This window comes from Gordonia sp. NPDC003429, from assembly GCF_053588575.1.
Map to the genome: position 1 here is coordinate 139413 of NZ_JBSFQF010000008.1, position 17660 is coordinate 157072.

General features: G+C 66.3%; 13 protein-coding genes. 9 read left to right on the forward strand and 4 right to left on the reverse strand.

Features of this window, described 5'->3' with window-relative positions:
• Positions 1-42: 42 nt before the first annotated feature.
• The 9 genes from ACWDSI_RS11965 to ACWDSI_RS12005 are packed head-to-tail and all read left to right on the forward strand — an operon-like array spanning position 43 to position 9485.
• Positions 43-873 (forward strand): MlaE family ABC transporter permease, encoded by an 831-nt coding sequence (locus tag ACWDSI_RS11965; protein ID WP_449756705.1) that lies wholly within the window; start codon positions 43-45, stop codon positions 871-873.
• A 2-nt stretch (positions 874-875) separates the two neighbouring features.
• Entirely contained in the window at positions 876-1742 is an 867-nt protein-coding gene (locus ACWDSI_RS11970; RefSeq protein WP_449747100.1) for an ABC transporter permease, read from the forward strand.
• Between the two features lie 10 nt (positions 1743-1752).
• Entirely contained in the window at positions 1753-3084 is a 1332-nt protein-coding gene (locus ACWDSI_RS11975) for an MlaD family protein (RefSeq protein ID WP_449756648.1), read from the forward strand.
• Positions 3081-4115, forward strand: coding sequence for an MCE family protein (locus ACWDSI_RS11980; RefSeq protein ID WP_449756649.1), 1035 nt, complete (start codon positions 3081-3083; stop codon positions 4113-4115). Before ACWDSI_RS11975 ends, ACWDSI_RS11980 begins: the two co-directional genes overlap by 4 nt.
• A complete protein-coding gene (locus tag ACWDSI_RS11985) occupies positions 4112-5101 on the forward strand; it encodes an MCE family protein (protein ID WP_449747097.1) in 990 nt (329 codons plus the stop codon). The genes ACWDSI_RS11980 and ACWDSI_RS11985 overlap by 4 nt, the downstream gene beginning before the upstream one ends.
• Positions 5095-6231 carry an MCE family protein gene (locus ACWDSI_RS11990; protein ID WP_449756650.1) on the forward strand — a complete coding sequence of 379 codons (1137 nt, stop codon included), beginning with the start codon at positions 5095-5097 and terminating at the stop codon, positions 6229-6231. Before ACWDSI_RS11985 ends, ACWDSI_RS11990 begins: the two co-directional genes overlap by 7 nt.
• On the forward strand, positions 6228-7361 hold the full coding sequence (locus ACWDSI_RS11995; protein WP_449756651.1) for an MlaD family protein: 1134 nt from the start codon (positions 6228-6230) through the stop codon (positions 7359-7361). Before ACWDSI_RS11990 ends, ACWDSI_RS11995 begins: the two co-directional genes overlap by 4 nt.
• Positions 7349-8518, forward strand: a complete 1170-nt coding sequence (locus ACWDSI_RS12000; protein ID WP_449756652.1) for an MlaD family protein — start codon at positions 7349-7351, stop codon at positions 8516-8518. Before ACWDSI_RS11995 ends, ACWDSI_RS12000 begins: the two co-directional genes overlap by 13 nt.
• A gap of 28 nt (positions 8519-8546) precedes the next feature.
• Positions 8547-9485, forward strand: coding sequence for a hypothetical protein (locus tag ACWDSI_RS12005; RefSeq protein ID WP_449756653.1), 939 nt, complete (start codon positions 8547-8549; stop codon positions 9483-9485).
• 13 nt (positions 9486-9498) lie between these two features.
• Here ACWDSI_RS12005 and treY read toward each other — a convergent pair whose 3' ends face one another.
• The 4 genes from treY to ACWDSI_RS12025 all read right to left on the reverse strand — a co-directional run bounded on the left by treY (position 9499) and on the right by ACWDSI_RS12025 (position 17622).
• On the reverse strand, positions 9499-11811 hold the full coding sequence (gene treY / locus ACWDSI_RS12010; protein ID WP_449756654.1) for a malto-oligosyltrehalose synthase: 2313 nt from the start codon (positions 11809-11811) through the stop codon (positions 9499-9501).
• Positions 11812-11814: 3 nt separating this feature from the next.
• Positions 11815-14532 carry a glycogen debranching protein GlgX gene (glgX, locus tag ACWDSI_RS12015; protein ID WP_449756655.1) on the reverse strand — a complete coding sequence of 906 codons (2718 nt, stop codon included), beginning with the start codon at positions 14530-14532 and terminating at the stop codon, positions 11815-11817.
• Between the two features lie 114 nt (positions 14533-14646).
• Positions 14647-16842: an acyltransferase family protein gene (locus ACWDSI_RS12020; RefSeq protein ID WP_449756656.1), complete on the reverse strand. Its 2196-nt coding sequence runs from the start codon at positions 16840-16842 to the stop codon at positions 14647-14649.
• A 165-nt stretch (positions 16843-17007) separates the two neighbouring features.
• Complete coding sequence (locus tag ACWDSI_RS12025; RefSeq protein WP_449756657.1) at positions 17008-17622, reverse strand: TetR/AcrR family transcriptional regulator; 615 nt, start codon at positions 17620-17622, stop codon at positions 17008-17010.
• Positions 17623-17660 lie beyond the last annotated feature (38 nt).

Here is a 17660-nt window from a genome sequence, read left to right on the forward strand (position 1 = left end):
GAGCGAGGTCGAGCGGTGAGTGCCGATACGGCGACCCGCGACGTGGCCGCGGGCCGACCGTCGCGCCGCAACGGTGTGGTCGCCTGGTTCGACGATCACATCGTCGCGTCCTTCGACACCTTCGGCCGCCAACTCGGCATGTTCGTGGAGGTGTTCCGCACCCTGGTGGTGGACATCGCGCGGCGGCGGTTTCCGTTCGGCGAGTTCATCCGTCAGTGCGCGTTCATGGCGAGCACCTCGGTGTTTCCCACGCTGCTGGTGGCCATCCCCATCGGGGTGATCGTGTCCATCCAGGTCAGCAACATCGCCGGCCAGATCGGCGCCACCTCCTTCGCCGGTGCGGCCACCGGCCTCGGTGTGATCCGGCAGGGCGCGCCGCTGGTCACCTCCTTGTTGCTGGCGGGAGCGGTCGGGTCGGCGATCGCCGCCGACCTGGGCTCGCGCACCATCCGCGACGAGATCGACGCGATGCGGGTGATGGGTGTCAATCCGATCGAACGCCTCATCTCGCCGCGGCTGCTGGCCACCATGGTCGTGAGTTTTCTGCTGTGCGGATTCGTCTGCTTCGTCGGATTCATCACCGGCTACGTCTTCAACGTCTACTTCCAGGGCGGCACCCCGGGCAGCTACACCGGAACATTCGCGTCGTTCGCGTCGGTCGCCGACCTCTCGTTCGCGCTGATCAAATCCGTCATCTTCGGCGCGATCGTGGCGATCGTCGCCTGTGACCGGGGGCTGTCGACGAAGGGCGGACCCGCGGGCGTGGCCAATTCGGTGAACGCGGCGGTGGTGAACTCCGTGCTCTTGCTGTTCACGGTCAATGTGGTGCTCACCCAGCTCTTCGCGATCCTCGTCCCGGCGAAGGTGGTGTGAGCATGGCCGCGTCGCGGTACACGCCGCCGATCCTGCGCCCGTTGGCGGCCGCCAAGGTCGTCTACCGGGCACCGCGCGACGGTGTGGCAGGCATCGGGCATCTGATCACCTTTCTGGTGCGCTCCATCGGCGCGGTGCCGCTTGCGTTCACGCACTACCGCAAGGAGGTGTGGCGGCTGCTCTCCGACGTGGCGTGGGGCAACGGCGCCATCATCGTGGGCGGCGGCACCGTCGGGGTGATGGTGATCCTCGGCATCATGGGCGGTGCCACGGTGGGCATCGAGGGATACACCGCACTGAACCTGCTCGGCATGTCCCCGGTGACCGGCGGCTTGTCGGCCTTCGCCACCACCCGCGAGATCGGACCTCTGCTCGCCGCAACGGCGTTCACCGCGCAATCGGGCTGCCGATTCACCGCGCAGCTCGGGTCGATGCGGATCAGCGAGGAGATCGACGCACTGGAATCGATCGCGATCCGCCCGCTGCCGTACCTGGTGACCACCCGCATGTCGGCGGCGGTGCTCGCGATCGTCCCGCTCTACTCGGTGTCGCTGGCCGCCAACTACATCGCCTGTCAGGTGATGTTCCAACTGCAGAGCGGACAGGGTGCGGGCAACTATCTGGCGTACTTCGACTCCTTCATCAGGTCGCAGGACGTCGTGTTCTCCTTCATCAAGGTGATCGTGTTCGTACTGCTGACCACGTTCGTCCAGTGCTACTACGGCTACTTCGCCTCGGGCGGACCCGAAGGCGTCGGGGTGGCCGCGGGCCACGCCATCCGGTTGGCGATCATCGTCATCGTGTTCGCCAATCTCGTGATGACACTGGTCTTCTGGGGGCTGTCGTCCGGAGTGAGGATCTCGGGATGAGGGGGCCGCGATGAACATCGCCACGGGTGGACGCGACCCGTCGTTGACGACCTACGTGCTGCGTGGACTGGTGTTCCTGGTGGTCCTCGCTGCGGTGTTCGTGCTGTTGTTCATGCGTTACCAGGGCGCGTTCACCTCCACCGTGCCCGTCACCGCGTCACTCTCGGACATCGGTGACGGGCTGGTCGATGCCGCCGACGTCCGCTACAACGGCCTGATCGTCGGTGAGGTGAAAGCGATCCGGCTCTCCGACGACATCGGGCGCGGCGGTGTACAGCTCAAACTCGTCGACATCGACATCGCGCCGGCCCAGGCGTCGGGGATTCCGGCCAATGTCACGGCGCGGACGGTGCCGTCGAACCTGTTCGGGGTGAACTCGGTCGAACTGGTGCAGCCCGCGCAGCCCGCGTCGGCGCGCCTGACGGCCGGCGCCACCATCCCGGCCGATCAGACACTGGCCACCATCAGATTGCAGGACGCGCAGAACGAATTGCGCACCCTGCTGCAGGCGGTACCGCCCGAGCAACTCGCCGACGTGCTCGGCACGCTGGCTGACGCCCTGCGCGGCGGTGGTGCGGTCTTCGGAACCTTTGTGCCACTGCTGAACAACTACTTCGAGTCGATCAACGCGAAGTTCCCGCCGGGGGACCCCGGAGGTTTCGGCAACTTCAACCGTTCGGTCCAGGGACTCGCCCAGTCCACCCCTGCGCTCCTGGATACCCTGGGGCGCAGCGTGATCCCCGCGATGACCATCGCGCAGCGTCAACGCGACATCACCGCGCTGCTCGTCGCGGCCCAGGACATCACCGATCAGGCGCAGACCCTGTTCGCGCGCAACGGTGACGTCGGTAAGCGCATCGTGCCCGACCTGAACACCACGCTCGGCGCGGCCGTCCTCGAGCCCGATGCGCTGCCGCAGGCGTTGACCGCGTTGTCGACCCTCGCGGGCAAGGCGATCACGGTGTTCACCGGCACCAACGGACACGTGCAACTGAATCTGGGCCTGAGTTTCGGTGCGTTCAATCGCTACACGAGGCAGAACTGTCCGGTGTACAACGGAGGGCCCTACGGTCAGCTGCGTGGTCCGGGCTGTGTGGGACCGGGAACCGGCACCGGACCCACGAGTTCAGGGCCCCTGATGATCTATCCGTCTCCGATGCGCGGCGTCTCCCCGGCCGGGATGGTCACCACCGGCACCGACGAGCACACGTTGCGCACCGCGCTCAACCGGGCGCCCAACGCCGCCGACACGTTGATGCTGGGTCCCCTCGTCCAGGCGGCGTCGGTCACCACCGCGTCAGGTACGGCACCGGGCGCCACACCACAGGGGGGTGGACGATGAGCGTCGGGAATTCCTCGATTCGCAAACCGCTGATCGGCTTCGCACTGTTCACGGTCGTGGCGCTGTTGCTCACCTACATCATCTACTCCACGCTGGAACGATCCGTGCCCGGAAAGACCCACGGTTACACGACCTACTTCACCGACGCGTCGGGACTGCACACCGGTGACGACGTGCGGATGGCGGGGGTCCGGGTGGGTCGTGTGTCGAGCATCGATCTCGACTCGGGCCGCGCCCGCGTCGTGTTCGACGTCAGCGATTCACAGCCGATGTTGACCACCACCAAGGCGTCCATCCGGTATCAGAACCTCATCGGACAGCGCTATCTCGAGCTGTCCCTGCAGCCCGGCGCCGAGGGTGCCCCGCTACCCGCCGGATCGACGCTCAAGGTGCCCGCCGAGGATTCGTTCGACGTGACCAAGCTGTTGGCCGGTTTCCAGCCGGTGTTCGACACGCTCAAACCCGAGCAGGTCAATTCACTGTCGAACGGGTTGTTGCAGGCATTCCAAGGCAACTCGGTCTCGTTGAGCACCACGGTCGCCGAGGTCGGTCGCCTCGCCGCCGACATGTCCGACCGGGACGCGGTGATCGGGGCGATCATCAACAACCTCAGCGGCGTGATGCGCGATCTCGCGCTGCAGGGCGATCAGGTGGGAACCGTCATCGCGAGTGTCAGCACTCTGATCGAGAATCTCAACGCCAATTCGGCAGCCTTCGGACGTGCGGTCACCCAGGTCGGCCAGACCGCGGCCGGCTTCGCCGACGTTCTCACGCGCAGCCGCACCGACCTCGTGGCCGCGTCGAACAACACGCAGGTGGCCACCAACGAGCTCATCGCGAACGGAGCCAAACTCGATCAGACGGCCCGGATTCTGCCCGGCTTCCTCGCGCTGCTGCCCAAGACGATGCAGGACGGCGCCTACCTCAACATCTATTTCTGCGATCTCGACATCTCGTTCGGCAACGTGCTGTTCCCGCCCGGACTGATCAACAAGATCGGCGGGACCCGATTCTCGGATGTGTGCCGATGAGCCGGATACGACGCAGCTATTCCGCCCACCGCCGGGCATGGCTCGGCGTCGCCGGCGCCGTGGTGATCGTCGTGGTGCTCGTCGGCGTCTCCGGTATCGCCGGCGCCCATCTCGGCAAGAAAACCTACGTGGCCGAGTTCGCCCAGGCGGGAGGCATCCGGCCGGGCGACAAGGTGCGGGTTGCGGGAATCGACGTCGGCGAGGTCAGCGACACCCAACTCGACGGGAACCACGTCACGATCACGATGAAGGTCGATCGCGACGTGAACGTCACCTCGAACGGTTCGGCGGAGATCAAGCTGTCCACCCTGCTCGGGCAGCGCTACATCGATGTGCGCCAAGGTGATTCGCCACAACCGGCACCCGACGGCCGGATCGTGCGGACAAGCGTGCCCTACGACCTGCAGAAAACGCTCGAGAAGGGCACCCCGGTGATCGCGGGCGTCAACGACGAGGATCTCGCGCAGAGCATCCGGACGCTGAATCAGCAGCTGGCCGGCGCGCCGGCCATCGCGAAGCCCACCATCGACTCACTGACACAGATGTCGCAGATCATCACCGATCGACGTGACCAGATCACCCAGCTTCTCGCCGACACCAAGTCGGTGACCGCAGTGGTCGACGACTCCCAGACGCAACTGTCGCTCATCGTCGGTCAGGGCCGTCAACTCGCCGACAAGATCATCGCGCGTGAGGCCCTGGTGACCAGAATGCTCGACGGCATCGCCTCCCTCACCGAACAGGCACGCGCGGTGGCGGCCGAGAACCGCAACACCTTTGCTCCGATACTGATGAACCTCAACACGATCAGTCAGGGGTTGCAGAAGAACCGCGACAACCTCCGCAAGCTCCTGCAGATCCTGCCGGTCAGCGCGCGCCTGACCAACAACATCCTCGGTAGCGGTCCGTACGCGACCAGCTATCTCCCGTGGGGGCTGTTTCCCGATAACTGGCTGTGTCTTGCACGGGTGGTGGACGGATGCTGACCGACATCGTCCGTGCGCGCGGGCACGGGGGAGTCCGCGGCCGGAGGCGGCCGATCATCTTCCTGGGCGTCACACTGCTCGCGGTGTCGCTGCTGTCGGGCTGCTCCCTGATCCCGGCGAGTTGGAAGGCGGCGTTCGGCTCGGCGATCGAGGTGACCGCATATTTCCCGAACGTGGCCGGACTCTATGAGAGCAACGACGTCTCGGTCCTCGGGATGCCCGTGGGCCGCGTCACCTCCGTGCAGCAGCAAGGCAACCGGGTGAAGGTGCGGTTCACCGTCGACAAGGACGTCCCGATCCCGGCCGATGCCACCGCGGCCATCGTGAACACATCGGTGGTCACCACCCGCCACATCGAACTCACGCCCACCTACTCCGGCGGACCCAAGCTCGCCGACAACGCGGTGCTCCGCAACGAGGGAAAAGCCCCGGTGTCGATCGACCAACTCTTCGATGCGGTTGACGGCCTGGTGAATTCGCTACGCTCCGAACAGCCGGGCGAGGGCCCCATCGCCGACATGGTGGACATCACCTCGGGCATCACCAGCGGCAACGGTGACCGGCTGCGCCTGGCGATCAACCAACTCGGCGACGCCTCGCAGGTGGTCTCGGGCAACGGTGATGCGATCGTCGACATCATCAAGACCATGCAGAGCCTCACCGCGACGCTGGTGACCAACTATCCCAAGATGAAGGAGTTCTCGTCGTCGGTGAACTCGGTGGCCACCGTACTCGGACGACAGGCCCCCGGACTCGTCGCGACACTCGCCGACCTCAACCAAACCCTCACCAACACCACGGATTTCCTGCGCACCAACTCCGGCACCATCAGCACCTCGACCCAGCAACTCGCCGCGCTCGCCGAGAATCTGAGCGACTACTCGCGACAGGTGGTGGAGACCATCGATCTCGGACCGTTGCTGTTCCAGAACCTCGCCAACTCGGTGTCGGTGGAGCAGGGAGCCTGGCGGGTTCAGGCGCTGGTGGACAAATCCCTGATCGACGGTGAAGCGCTCAACACCTTCTGCCAGGCCATCAATCTTCAGAAGAACGGCTGCCGCACCGGGCAATTGAAGGATTTCGGACCGGATCTGGGAGTCTTCTCCGGATTGTTGGAGCTGAGCCGATGAGCGTCGTCCGCCGAATCCACAGCCGCAGGTGGCGGGTGCCGACACTGCTCACCATGTTGGTGACCATCGTGATCGGGGTGTCCGGTTGCGGTTCGCTGCCCGGCCTGACCGTCGAACAGATACCATTGCCCGCCCCGGGAAATATCGGCGATCGCATCACCCTGACCGCCACCTTCGCCAATGCGCTCAATCTCCCGTCGCGGGCCAAGGTGAAACTCAACGGCACCAACGTCGGCGAGGTCACCGACCTGCGCGCCGAGAACTACCGGGCCGTGGTGACGATGAAGGTCAGCAAGAACGCGAAGGTGCCGGTGGGCACCGGCGCCGAATTGCGTCAGGCCACCCCGCTCGGTGACGTGTTCGTCGCGCTGCTGCCCCCGACGCCCGCCTCCACCACCTACCTCGCCGACGGCGGGACCCTGACCGGCCCCACCTCTGCGGCCGCCACGGTGGAGGACCTGCTGGTGAGCCTGGCGGCGGTGACCGACGGCGGCACACTGGGCTCCGCGCAGCAGATCATCACCGAGCTCTCGGCCGCGGTGTCGGCGGGTCCCGACACCCCCGCCGACCTGTCGGGGGCGATCTCCGGATTCACCACCGCGATTACCAAACTGAACCGCAACGCCGCCGAAGTCGACACGGCGCTGGCCAACACGCGGGTGCTCACCGGCCAGTTGTATGCCGGGCGCGCACAGATCATGGCGTCGATCAACAAGCTCGCACCGGCGATCGACGCCGTCAACAGCCAGATCGGACTCATCCTGACCACCGTCGACAAGACCAACACGGTGACCGCGGCCACCAATGACTTTCTCGCGGGCAACACCGAGAACGTCATCGACCTGATCGGGCATCTGCGTACGGTGGCCGAGGCGCTGCGCGCGGGTGCCCCCACACTGGGTACGTTGTCGGACCGGCTGGCCGTCCTCGCGCCCAAGTGGGCGCACTCGGCGCAGGGCAATTCGGTTGCGCTGTCGTCGAAGCTGTACTGGCTGACCACCGGATTCGGCTTCGACAACGCCAGCAGGCTGCCCGAGTTGGCCGACGTGGACGAGGGCGCCCAGTCGCTGCAACAGACGCTCACCCGAATCCTCGCCCAGCTCACCGCGACCAAGGGGTGCTGCGGATGAGCGGCTGGCTGCGTAAGCACTCGATTCTGCTCGGCAACATCGCGCTGGTGGCCGTGATGCTGGTGGGACTGGCCTACCTGGCCTTCGGCTCACTGGGGTGGCGGCCCCTGCAGGGCACCTATCAGCTCACCATCGACTTCCCCAGATCCGGTGGCCTGCAGCAGGCCTCGCCGGTCACCCTGCGCGGCGCGCGCGTCGGGGACGTCGAGGAGATCGCGGTGCAGCCGACATCGGTGCGGGTACGTGTATCGATCGACGACAACGTCGAGATCAACCGCAATGCGGTGGTGTCGGCGCTCAGCCTGTCGGCCGCCGGCGAACAGTACGTCGACTTCGTGCCCCCCACCGCCGACGGACCGTACTTTCACGACGGCGACACCATCTCGGTCAACCAAACACACGTCACCGCACCGTTTCCCGCGTTGCTGGAGTCCTCGCTCGACGTGATCGACCAGATCGATCCCACGAAACTGCGCGACATCGTCGCCAACCTCGACGTCGCCCTGGTGTCCGACACCGGCACCAACGATCTGCACGCACTGTTCAACGCCGGCGGCGCGATCTTCGCCGACCTGTACCGGGTGCTGCCGCAGACCACCAAACTGATCTCGCAGACCGGCACGATCCTGGCCACCACCGCCGACATCCAACCCGACCTCGGCACCACGGTGGCCGCGGGCAGCACGATCGTGAACGCCGCGGTGGCCGCCGACGCGGAGATACGGACGCTGCTCGGTAGGGGACCCGCCCAGTTCACCAGCCTGGCCGGATCCCTCGGACAGATCCGCGACCCGGTGAGCGACGTACTCAAGCAGTTCGCCGACATCGCGCGCCAGGGCGCGTTGCGGGCACCCACCGTCGCGAGCCTGTTGCCGTCGATCCGCGACTCGTCGGGCACCGCCGGCGCCATGTTCCACGACGGCGCCTGGTGGGCGTTGGCCGCGATCTTCCCCCGGCCGTATTGCAACTACGCGGTCACCCCGATCCGGCCCACCAAGATCCTCGAATCGACCATTCCGACCAATCTGTACTGTGTCACCGAGGATCCGAACCAGCAGATCCGGGGATCGGCCAACGCGCCACGCCCCCCGGGCGACGACACCGCGGGTCCGGCGCCGGGCGCCGACCCGAACGAACGCACCGTCCCGCTGGGATGACCTGCACCGCCGAGACATTGGACTGTCGATGACCACCGAGAACACCACCGACGACAGCTCGACCGACGAGCGTGCCCAGAATCCGGTCGAGCGTGCCCAGAATCCGGTCGAGCGTGCCCAGGATCCGGTTGAGCGTGCCCAGAATCCGGTTGAGCGTGCCCAGAATCCGGTTGAGCGTGCCCAGGACTCCGAGATCGTCCGCGCACCGAGGACGAAGGCGGCCCGAAAAGCGTCCACCCGTCGAGCCGCCGGCCAGAAGGATTCTGCCCAGCCGATCGCCGATGCCACAGACGATGCCGTGACCGACTCGTCCGGCGAGGCAGTCACCGACCCCGACACTCCGCAGAAAACCTCGCGGGGACGCGAGATCTCCTTCACCATCAACAGCGCGACCGTGGGCCGGGTGGTACTTGCACTGCTCGTCGTCGCGGCGCTGGCCGGAGCCGGCATCCTCGGTTGGGCGTATCACCGCGATCAGCAGCGGCTTGCCGCGTTCGACGACGCGAAGACCGCCTCGAGCGAGTTCACCCTCAAACTCGTCAGCACGATGAACTCCGTGAACGTCGGCGACATGAAGTCGCTGCTCGGACCGCTCAGCACCGGTGAGTTCGCCAAGAACCTCGACCGGGAACAAAACGACGGCGCCAAGGTGATCCGCGACCTCAACGTGAAGGCCACGCCGACCATCAAGTCGGTGTCGGTGGAATCGTTCGACGCTACGCGGGCCTCGACCAGCGTTCTGGTGGAGGTGTCGGGCACCAGCAGCATCGCGCCCTCCGGCGGCAAGGAGTTGATGCTCGTGTGGTTGGACCTGGCGAACGAGGACGGCACCTGGAAGGTCGCGAAGCTCAGCGGAGCCCAGGCAGGTATCGGTGACCGTCAGGGCGGCGATGCCGGTGGGCAGAACCCGGCACCCACCGCAACCCCCGCTCCGGCACCGGCACCGGCACCGGCACCGGGAGGCTGATCGGTCACGCCGATCAGTCGCGCAGCAGGATCGCCACCGGCTCTTCGGCCCGTAACTCGGCGAGATCGACCGTTCCGGTGAAGGTGGCGCCGGTGGTGGCGCGCCACGAACCGGCCGGCAGATCCAGGAACGTCGCGTGCGCGTCCTCGATGAGGCTGTGCGTGAAGCGCGCCGTGACGATCACGACCTGCGCTTGCCCGCCGAATCCGCGGGCAAACGCCACGGTGTGGTCGGATCCCGGTCCGTCGGCGTGCAGCGGCAGGTACTCGCCGTCCTGCCCGAACGCGTCCGGGTGCGTGCTGCGCACTCGCAGAGCCGTGCGGATGAGCCGCGCCTTGGGATGATCCAGCGACCGGTCGTAGTCGACGGGCCGACGGTTGTCGGGATCGACCAGTGAATCGTCCCACCATTCGGTGCCCTGATAGATGTCCGGCACACCCGGGCCGAGAAGAGCAATCGCCTTGCGGGCCAACGACTCCTGTTCCCATGCCGACGCGATGCGAGCGACGAACCGGGAAATCGAATCGCCGGCGGCGCCCGAGGTCACCTGGTCGATCCACTCACGGGTCTGGGTTTCGAATTCGTCGTTGATCTCGGTCCAGGTGGTGTGCAACCCGGCTTCGCGGGTCGCCTTCTGCGCATAGTCGTGAAGTCGTTCGCGCAGTTCGTCGGTGGCCTCGGCGGATCCGGGGGGGTCGCCGACCGGCCACACCCCGATGATGTTCTGCAGGAGGAAGTATCCGGTCAGGTCGTCGGGGGGAGGGCACTCCGACCACAATTCGTCCACGAGCAGGGACCAGCGCTGCGGCACCTGTGCGAGCAGCGCGATCCGCGCCCGCACGTCTTCGCCCCGTTTGGTGTCGTGGGTGGTTCCCGCCGACATCGACCGCGGCCAATCACGGGCGCGAGCAATGTTGTGCGCGTGAAAATCCGACAGACTCATCGTCGGCTCCGCGGGACTGCCGCCCACCTCCTGCGACGACACCAGACGCGCGGTCCGGTAGAAGAGACTGTCCTCGACGCTCTTGGCCGTCACCGCACCGCAGGTCTGCGCCAGCCGCGAACTCGCCGCACCCGGGTGACGCGTGGCGGCAACGATGATGTCGAGTGCGGCGGCGAGATCGGTTCTGCGGCTGCCGATCTCGTTGGCGCAGGACACGAGCCGGGAACGCAGGGAGGGATAGTCGGCGCGGTAGACGCCGAGATCGGCGATCAGCTCGGCGGTCGCAGCGGCGACCGCCTCGACGTCGGCGTCCGGATCCGAATGCGTGATCGCCCGCACCAGTCGACGGTGTTCGGCCGGGAACTGGGCGTGCAGCGTGGCGAGCTTGCGTTCACGCTCGGCCGCGTGCAGCCAATGGGAGTCACCGGGCATCCCGGTGACGCGTTCATGGATCTCGTCGAGTTCCACCACACCCGAGGGTGCGGTGAACAATGCGTCGATCACTCGCATCTGGTCGTATCCGGTGGTGCCCTCGACGGGCAGTTCGGGTTCGAGGGGTTCGTCGGCGGAGAGGATCTTCTCGATGTAGAGCAACCGTTCGGGTCCGACATCGCCGCGCAGACGCTCGAGGTAGCTCATCGGCGACCACAACCCGTCCGGATGATCCACCCGCACCCCGTCGAGGAGATCCTCCTCGATCAGATCCTGCAGCCAGGCGTGCGACGCCGCATAGACGGCGTTGTCCTCTTGGCGCAATCCGGCGAGTTCGTTGACCGTGAAGAAGCGACGATAGCCGATCAGCCCGCTGTCCCAGGGCACGAGGCGATAGTGTTGTCGCGCATGAACATCGGTGGCCGAGCCGCCGAGCGTGCCCGGGGCGGTGGGATAGGCGTGATCGTAGTACCGCAGGATGCCATGAGCGTCGACCGTGAGCGGTGACAGATCGCCGTCGGACGCGAGAACGGGCAGGGCGAGTTTCCCGTCGGCGCCGTTGTCCGCCGAGAAGTCCGCGTCGAAGTAGGACGCGAATCTCGACCCCGAGCCGTGGCGCAGCAGGTCGGTGAACCACGGGTTGCGCAGCGCCTCGGCCACCCCGGTGTGGTTGGGCACGATGTCGACGATGATCCCGATGCCACGCTCCCGCGCTTGGGCTCGCAACTCGCGCAGTCCGTCGACGCCGCCCAGCACGCGTGACACCTGTGGCGGCGGCACCCAGTCGTATCCGTGCGTCGATCCGGGCATGGCGGCACCGATCGGCGACAGATAGATGTGGCTGATGCCCAGGGCCGCAAGATGATCCAGGACCGCCGTGGTCTGCGCGAAACCGAAATCGGGGGTGAGCTGCACGCGGTAGGTGGCTACCGGTTCCGGGCGTGGTGGCATGGCTCAGGTGGTTGCCCGAAGGACGAGGAGCGATCGCGCGCCGATGGTGACCGTTCTACCGTACTCGGCATCGATGACGTCGGAGTCGCCGGTCGGATGTGCGGTGTCCAGGACGCCCTGCCACTCGCGCGCCAGATGCTCCGGCGGCAGGGTGAAGTCGATGTCTCCGTAGTGCGCGTTGAAGAAGATCATGAAGCTGTCGTCGGAGATCCTCTCACCGCGCTCGTTGGTTTCGGCGATGCCGTTGCCGTTGAGGAATACCGCAAGACTCTTGCCGAAACCGCTGTCCCAGTCGGCGTTGGTCATCTCCTCCCCGTTGGGGGTGAACCACACGATGTCGAGGGCGTCGTGCCCCCAGCGGATGGGGCGCCCGGCGAAGAACCGCCGGCGCCGGAACACCGGATGTGCGGCCCGCAACGCGATCGCCTTGCGCGTGAACTCGAGGAGGTCGGCGTTCTTTTCCGCCAGCGACCAGTCCATCCACGCCAACGGGGAGTCCTGGCAGTAGACGTTGTTGTTGCCCAGTTGGGTGCGGCCGATCTCGTCGCCGTGCGCCAGCATCGGGGTGCCCTGCGACAAGAACAGTGTGGCAAGGATGTTCCGTTGTTGGCGGGCTCTCAGCTCGAGGACCTCCGGGTCGTCGGTCGGACCCTCGACACCGCAGTTCCACGACCGGTTGTGGCTCTCGCCGTCGCGATTGTCCTCCCCGTTGGCCATGTTGTGTTTCTCGTTGTAGGACACGAGATCACGCAGCGTGAAACCGTCGTGGGCGATGACGAAGTTGATGCTGGCCGACGGCCGCCGGCCGGTGGCCTCGTACAGATCCGACGACCCCGTGAACCGGGACGCGAACTCGCCCAGGGTGGCCGGCTGGCTGCGCCAGTAGTCGCGAACGGTGTCGCGGTACTTCCCGTTCCACTCCGTCCACAACGGCGGGAAGTTGCCCACCTGGTATCCGCCCTCACCGATGTCCCACGGCTCCGCGATCAGCTTAACCTGGCTCACCACCGGATCCTGTTGCACCAGATCGAAGAACGACGACAGCCGGTCCACGTCGTGGAGCTCACGTGCCAGCGTGGATGCCAGGTCGAAACGGAAGCCGTCCACGTGCATCTCGAGTACCCAGTACCGCAGCGAATCCATGATGAGCTGAAGCGTGTGCGGGTGACGCCCGTTGAGACTGTTTCCGGTTCCGGTGTAGTCCATGTACATCTCGGGCTGGCCGTCGACAAGGCGGTAGTAGGCGGCATTGTCGATGCCGCGGAAGCAGACCGTGGGCCCGAGGTGATTGCCTTCTGCAGTGTGGTTGTAGACCACGTCGAGGATGACCTCGATGTCGGCGTTGTGGAACGCGCGCACCATCGCCTTGAACTCGGTGACCGCACTGCCCGGCTGATCCGGGTTGGACGCGTACTCCACATGGGGGGCGAAGAACCCGAATGTGTTGTAACCCCAGTAATTGCGCAATCCCTTGTCCTGCAGGACGAAATCCTGCATGAACTGGTGCACGGGCATCAACTCGATCGCGGTGACACCCAGCGACTTGAGGTGGTCGATGATCACCGGGTGACACAACCCGGCATAGGTGCCGCGCAGGTGTTCGGGGATGTCGGGGTGGGTGGCGGTCATGCCCTTCACGTGGGCCTCGTAGATCACCGTCCGGTGATACGGGCGTCGCGGCGAGCGATCGTGTTGCCAGTCGAAGTACGGGTTGATGACCACCGACAGCATGGTGTGCCCGAGTGAATCGAGTTGGGGCATCGAGTCATTCGGCTCGATCAGCTCGATCTCGCCGGTGATCGCGTACGCCGGGTCCTCGTTGATCTGCGGGTCGAAGACCTCGGCGCCCGTGCTCCCGCCCGATTCGCCGGTATCCGATTCGATCTCGCCCGATTCGTCGGCGTCGGTTGCGGCGGTGACCGATTCGGTGGTGTCCGATTCGTCGGATTCCGCCGAAGTGTCCGGCGTGTCACCGTCATTGGCCACACCGGTGGCGACGTCACTGGTGGGTGCGTCGTCGGATCCCGGCGTCGTGTCGTCTGCGGCGGCAGCAGACGAATCGTCGGCACCGTCGGCTGCCGGCGAACCCTGCTCCTCGACCCACTCCGGGGTCGGGGGCGCCTCGGGCGGAACCGGTTCGGGTATCGGGTAGGAGAAGAGCGACGCGTCGCCGTCGAACTCGCCGTGAAAGGCTTTGCCGTACGGATCGAGCAACAGTTTCGAGGGATCGCACCGCAGGCCGCGCGAGGGGTCATAGGGTCCGTAGATGCGATAGCCGTAGAACTGACCGGGTCCGATGTTGGGCAGGTAGCAGTGCCAGCAGTAGCCGTCGACCTCGTCGAGAACGATGCGCCGTTCCTTGCCGTCACGGTCGATCAGGCACAACTCCACCGCGTCGGCGACTTCGGAGAACAGCGAAAAGTTGGTTCCCACACCGTCATACGTTGCACCGAGCGGATACGGCGACCCGGGCCAGACAGGGATCGGGGTCGGTTCGGGTTCGATCAGCGCCTCGGCCTGTTGCGGCGTGGCCGGCGGTACCCCGGGCTCTGGCGGTACCTCGACCGCGGTGTGAGGTGGCCGGGCCGTCGTCGCGTCGGCGACGCGACCCGATGCCTGTGCGTCCGTGCCCGGTGCCGGTTCCGGCGTGGACGTGCTGGAGCGTGGGGTTTCGGATGCGGGGTCGGCGACGGGCTGCTCGCCGCCGGTGGGTGATGTCATACCCACCTTCCTGAGAGGGTCATGTACCGACACTAGCGGCGATCGTGGCCGACGACATCTCGGAGCCACGCTCGCCGGGGGTGGGGCGTCGCTCGACCGGCGACGCGGCGCAGGTCAGCGCGGGGCGGGGCCTGTCCACGGCAGGGCGCGCGCCATCTGGGCGCCCAGACCGTCGGTGAGACTTCGCACATATGTCGCGCTCAGATGGTGCCAGTCCTTGTAGACGATGATGTTTCCCACCACCGCCGGGCACAGTGATTCATTGCAGATCCCGTCCGAGAGATCCAGTGAATGGAACAGCGGCTTGCCCTCGGCGAACTCGTCGGCCGGATTGGTCGGGGAGAGCACACGTGCGCGCGCCGATCCGCACGAGATGGCGTCGCCGCCGTTGGCCAGGCACGTCGGGGTGTCCAGGGAACCTCCCGGCCCCATCGGCCACGGTGTGTCGCGCATCCCGAGCACGGGGATGCCGGCGTCCATGAACTCGGTGAAGATGGGCTTGTAGTCGTCGGGCATCCAATCGCCGGCCTGCAAATCGCGGGGCCGGGTGGAGTTGGTGAACACCGCATCGGGTTTGTCGGCGATGATCCTCGCCATCACACGTTGCACCCAGTCGTGGCACTGGGGGTAGGGCACACCCCGCTGTTTGGGCACCAACTCGGTGGACAGCGGGCACCCCATCTTCACGTAGGTCGTCACCTTGAAGTGGTTGCGTTTGCCGAGTTCGTCGAGGGCGGTGATCCAGAATTCGGCGTGTGAGCCGCCGGCGAGCGCCACTGTTCTCTTGGCCGACGGATCGCCGTAGACGCCGACGTGGATGTCCGGGTCCTCGAACGAGCTCATGAAGCCGTCGGTCGAGGTCGCCGGAAAATCCTTGAGCACCGCCAGCGGCGTGGGCTGCGGATCGAGGGCAGGCACCGGCCAGCCGTCGAGCAGCGCGCGTGCCCCGGGGAACGAGTGGGGGTCGAGGTTCGCCGTGTCGACCACCGTGTTGGTGACGTGGCGATCCCATGCCCGGATGCCCACCCCGACGACCAGCGTGGCCGCCACCAGCACCGTTGTCACCACCGAGGTGTAGCCCAGCCAGCGGGGCCGTCCCTGCCGGTCACCCTTGGGCAGCCGCGACCGGTCGCCGGTACGCAACGGGTCCTCGACATATCGTTTGGTGAGCCACGCCAGTCCGATGGACACGCCCAGCAGCCCGACACCCTCGACGAAGTTCGCGTGATTCTTGCCGCGCCAGGTGAGGTAGAAGATCAGCAGCGGCCAGTGCCACAGGTACAACGCGTAGGCGATCGTGCCGAGCCACACCGGCCATCGACCGGCCAGCATCCGGTTCACCGCGGGCTGACCCTGCGGTGAGATGCGGGAGTGTCGCGGTTGTTGTAGCGCGGTCGCGCCGGCCCAGATGATCAACAGGGTGGAGCCCACCGGCACCAGTGCCCACGGTCCCGGGTAGGAGTCGACGCCGTCGATCCACCAGCCGCAGGTGACGATCAGACCCAGCGCGACAGCGGCGACGACGTTACGCAGCCAATTGGGTACCCGCACCGACGGCAACCAGATGGCCAGAAGGCCACCCGCCAGTGGCTCCCACAGGCGCGAGAACGTGTCGTAGTAGTTCCACTGCTGATTGATGCCCATGCGCATGTGCGCCCAGTAGAACGAGAACGCGGCGATGCCGAGTAACGCCAGGCCCACCAGGAGTCTGATGGTCTGCGGCCGGGCGATCGGCGCGATCGCCGTGGCGGCGAGTTTGATCAGCCCGGCGGCGAGCATCGCGAGCAACAGGGTGCCGAGGAAGAACTGGCCCTGCACCGACATCGACCAGATGTGTTGCAGGGGACTGTTCGCCGAACTCGCCGCGAGGTAATTCTGGGAGTTCAGCGCCAGATACCAGTTCTGGTAGTAGAGCGCCGACGCCTGCAACTCCCGGCCGATGTTCACCCACCGCGTCTGCGGCAGCACCACGACGGTGAGCACCGCCACCGCGATCAGCACGGTGAACAGGGCGGGCAACAAACGGCGAAGCAGCCGCTTGAGTCGGGGCCACGGGTTGACGGTGTCGAAGAAGGTGACGTGCGGTGCCTGGCTGTTGATGGTGTGCCGCAACAGCGACCCGATGAAGAAGAACCCCGACAACGCCAGGAACACGTCAACACCGCCGGAGACGCGGCCGAACCAGATGTGGAAACACGCCACGAGGGTGATCGCGATGCCGCGCAGGCCGTCGAGGTCTGTGCGGTATGCGGGAACCGGCGGGACGGATGTCGTCACTTCCGGCGCGGCTACACGTGTCGGGGCTGCCACGGGGTCGAGCGGTCCTTCGGATCGGGAATGGTGGTTGAGCGGCCGAATGAGGTGGATCCGGATCACCGGAGACGGTCTTCGGTCGCGTTGCAATCTACCCGGAGAAGCTGTGAAAACCCGATTCGTGAGGCCGCCGACACACGCCCCAAAACCTGGTGGCTTTCATTATTCGGGCAATTCGGCCGCGGCCGGTCCCGGTCCGGGATCGAGGTGTGTGCTGCGCATCCGGGCGCCATCTATCAGGACGCCGAGGGCATCGGTGAACTCGGCGTCGAAATCGCGGCCCGACGGCCCGGTCACCCCCAGCCGCTCCATCTGTGCGCGGGTCTGTTCTTCGATGGTCAGGCCGATGATCAGCTGACAGATGGCTGTCGACACCGCGTGTGCGTCGCGGGTGGAGAGTCCACCCGCGCGTGCCGCGGCGGTCAGGTGGTCGGCGACGGCGCGGCTTGCGAGGCCGCTCGCCCAGGCCGAGGACACCACCTCGGCGCTGTCGGGGACGCGGAGCAATTGTCGACGCATCGCGACGGCGATGTCGGCGAGGCCCCGATCCCAATCGACGGCGTCCCATTCGGCGGTGTCGGCCGTGGGGGAGACGTCGTGCAAGATGTCGTCGGCGAGTGCCGCGAGCAGCGTCTGCTTGTCGGGGAAATGCCAGTAGAGGGCGTTGGGGCGAACCCCCACCTCCGTCGCGAGCCGACGCATGGACAGGTCGGCGAGGCTGTGGTGCACGAGGATCTCGCGTGCCGCGCGCAGGATGTCGGCTCGGGTGGTGCTCACCGCGGGCCACCGGTCGACGGTGGGGGGTGATCTGTCGA